The sequence below is a fragment of the Saccharopolyspora sp. 6M genome (genome assembly GCF_020176775.1).
Taxonomy (GTDB): domain Bacteria; phylum Actinomycetota; class Actinomycetes; order Mycobacteriales; family Pseudonocardiaceae; genus Saccharopolyspora_C; species Saccharopolyspora_C gregorii.
This window is the reverse complement of record NZ_JAIUJZ010000103.1, coordinates 1-3,503: the sequence shown is the minus strand read 5'-3', so window position 1 is coordinate 3,503 and position 3,503 is coordinate 1. Positions and strand designations below refer to the sequence as shown.

The 3,503-nt window shown below is 74.9% G+C and carries 1 protein-coding gene and 2 pseudogenes; all 3 read right to left on the bottom strand.

Annotated elements, in window-relative coordinates:
- Positions 1 to 367: pseudogene (locus tag LCD31_RS15430) on the bottom strand (hypothetical protein); the annotation flags it as partial.
- Complete coding sequence (locus LCD31_RS29585; RefSeq protein ID WP_224958945.1) at positions 364 to 1,641, bottom strand: glycosyltransferase family 4 protein; 1,278 nt, start codon at positions 1,639 to 1,641, stop codon at positions 364 to 366. The pseudogene LCD31_RS15430 and the gene LCD31_RS29585, both read right to left, overlap by 4 nt.
- A 12-nt stretch (positions 1,642 to 1,653) precedes the next feature.
- Positions 1,654 to 3,503 (bottom strand): annotated as a pseudogene (locus tag LCD31_RS15420) (heavy metal translocating P-type ATPase); the annotation flags it as partial.

Below are 3,503 nucleotides of genomic sequence, written 5' to 3'. Positions count from 1 at the left end.
TCCGGGAAAGCACTTTAGTGTAGCGAATCCCGTGCGGAATCGAGACGATGGGTGCGTCGATCTCGACGAGGCCGCCGAGGTTCGCCGCGAGGGCGAGGTCGAACCGGGTCAGCAGCGCTTGTTCCCAGCTGATGAGCGGGATGCCGCGTTCGGCGAGCATGCGGTGCAGCCCGTCGGGGAACGGATCGGAACCGTTCCACGTGTAGCTGAGCTGCACCCGGAAATCGCCTTCGAACACCGGCAGCACGTCCAGCAGCCGGGTCATCGCGGTGACGTTGTGCACGACGACGAGCACGTTCTTGCGCGGTGTCACGGTGCGCCACCGCGCCGCGTGCCTGCCGATGGTGCGGGACAGCCCGTCGCTCACCCCGTCCTCCGTTCCTCTGCCCCGACACCGTAACCGTTGGCGCGCAGGAACCGGATCACCGCGAGCCGGTGGTCGAAGTGGACGGTCGCGGCCATCGCGGCGCGGCGCATCCGGGCGCGGGCGGCGGGAGTCAGTTCGAGCGCCCGGGTGAGCGCGGCGGCGAGCGAGGCGGGATCGGCCGGTTCGGCGCTGAACCCGGTGTGCCCATCGGTGATCTGCTCGGCCAGCCCGCCGGCTCGGGTAGCGACGACGGGAGCCGCGCCCGCGGCGTGCGCTTCCAGCGGGATGCGGCCGAAGGGTTCGCTGCGCGAGGGCACGATCACCCCGCGCAGCTCCGGGCGGGTGAGCAGCGAGCGGATCCGCGGGTCGAAGTCGCCCAGGAAGACCGCGGGTACGCCGGTGGCGCGCAGCTCGGCCACCAGCCGCTGCTGGAAGCGGGTCCGGCCGGGGCCCTCGCTCACCGCGGCGAGCACCAGCGCGGGCGGGCGGCGCCGCCGCACCAGGGCGAGCGCGGCGATCAGGTCCTGGAACCCCTTGTACGGTTCGGCCCTGCCGAACGACAGCAGGAAGCCGTTCCGCAGGTTCGGATTTCCCAGCACGACGCGGTCCGCTCCGGGCGGGAGGAGTTCGGCGGCGGGGCTGGGCCGGTCGGCGTCGGTGAGCCCGTCGGGCAACGCCACCAGCGCGGCGGGCGGAACGCGGTAGTCGGTGCGCAGGTGCTCGGCCATGAACCGGGAGATCCAGCCGATCCGGGCGCCTCGCCGAACGGCGCTGAGCAGGCAGTGGCGTTCCCAGCGCGTCCGGGCGAGGTCCTGCGGCTGGTGCAGCATTCCGGTGGACCGCGGCACCAGCACCAGGCGCACCTGTTCCGGCGCGGTCTCGGTGAGGCCGAAGAACGGCACGTCGAACGCGATGCACAGGCAGCTCTCCCCGCGGCGTCCCACCTGGTCGCGGAGCACCTGACCGGCGGCCGCTGCCAGCGCCCGGAAGTTCGCCACCCCGCCGAAGCGGTCGGTGCCGGAGGTGCCGTTGTCGAGCGGATGCACCTCGGCGCGGGCGAGGACACCGGCCAGGTCCTGGGGTTCGTGCTCCCGGTGCTCCGGGCTGTCCGGTGCGAGCCGGACGGGGAGCAGCAGCAGGCGCACGTCCGCGGGCAGCACTTCGGCCAGCACGCGCAGGAACGCGCGGTTGGCGGCACCGGCTCCCGTCCCGTGCCCGTAGTAGCCGTCGTGGATCAGGACGGCCACGGTGGAAGCCGGTGCACTGGTGATCACCCGGTCATCGTGTCAGCGCCAGGCGCCCGACCGCAGCAGGCGGAGACCGTTGAGCCCGACGAGGACGGTCGAACCCTCGTGCCCGGCGACGCCCAGCGGCAGCGGCAGGTTCCCGGCGAGGTCCCACACCACGAGGACGGTGATGAAGGCGCCCGCGATGACCAGGTTCTGCCGCACCAGGCGCCGCGCTCGCCGGGACAGGTCGACGAGCTTGCCGACGGCCGCGAGCTCGTCGCGCACGACCACGACGTCGGCGGTCTCCAGGGTGAGGTCGGCGCCGGCCCGGCCCATCGCGACCCCGGTGTGCGCGGCGGCCAGCGCGGGCGCGTCGTTGACGCCGTCGCCGAGCATCAGGGTGCGGTCACCGAGTTCGGCCACCGCGGCGACCTTCTGCTCCGGCAGCAGCCCGGCCCGCACCTCGCGCAGGCCCGCTTCGGCCGCGACGCGGCGCGCGGCCGGTTCGTGGTCCCCGGTGAGCAGCACGGGTTCGGTTCCGGTCAGCTCGCGCAGCGCGGCGACGGCCTCGGCCGCGTCGGAGCGGAGCCGGTCGCTGAGCCCGAGCACCCCGGCGCGGTCCCCGTCCACGGACACCACCACGGCGGTGCGGCCACCGGCTTCGACCTCGCCGACCGGGCCGGTGCGGTCGGCGGGGCGGGCGACCTCGACGCGCCTGCCGTCCACGGTGGCCGCCACGCCGTGGCCGGGGGTGGCGTGGAAACCGGTGGCGGCGGGGACGGCGAGCCCGTGGTCGCGCGCGGCGGCGACGACGGCGCGGCCGAGCGGGTGCTCGCTGAACCGCTCCGCGCCCGCGGCCGCGGCGAGCAGCTCGTCCGCGGAGCGGCCGGGCTCGACGCGGATCTCGGTGACCCGCGGGGTGCCCTCGGTGAGCGTGCCGGTCTTGTCCAGCGCGACGCGTCGCACGTCGGCGAGCCGCTCCAGCACCACCGCGGACTTCACCAGCACGCCGCGCCGCCCGGCGTTGGCGATCGCGGACAGCAGCGGCGGCATCGTCGCCAGCACCACCGCGCACGGCGAGGCGACGATCATGAAGGTCATGGCGCGCAGCAGCGCGTCGGTCGGCGTCGAGCCGAACAGCAGCGGGACGCCGAACACGGCGAGCGTCGCCAGCACGACGCCGACCGAGTAGCGCTGCTCGACCTTCTCGACGAGCAGCTGGGTCGGTGCCTTCGCCTCGCTCGCCTCGGCGACCAGCGCCACGATGCGGGCGATCACCGACTCGGCGGAGTCCCGGGCGACGCGGACCCGCAGCGCGCCGGATCCGTTGAGGGTTCCGGCGAACACCTCGGACCCGGGGGACTTCGCGGCGGGCACCGGTTCGCCGGTGATGGTGGCCTCGTCGACCTCGCTGCCGCCGTCGAGGACCTCGCCGTCGGCGCCGATGCGCTCACCGGGGCGCACCACGATCTCGTCGCCGACGAGCAGGCCGGCGGCGGGCACCCGCTCCTCGGCGCCGTCGCGCACCCGCACCGCGGTGTCCGGGGCGAGGTCGAGCAGCCCGCGCACGGAGTCCTCGGTGCGGGCGGTCGCGTACGCCTCCAGCGCGCCCGAGGTCGCGAAGATGACGATGAGCAGCCCGCCGTCGCGCACCTGTCCGATGGCGGCGGCGCCGATCGCCGCGACGATCATCAGCAGGTCCACGTCCAGCGTGCGCTCGCGCAGCGCCTGGAGACCGGCCCAGGCGGGTTCCCAGCCGCCGGTGGCGTAGCAGATCAGGTACGGCACCCACATCGCCCACCACGGGCCGCCGCCCAGGTCCACGGCGAGGCCGCGCAGGAACGCGACCAGCGAGGCCGCGGCTCAGCGGGCTTCGGGGAGGGCGAACGGGCTCCGGCGCCGGGACG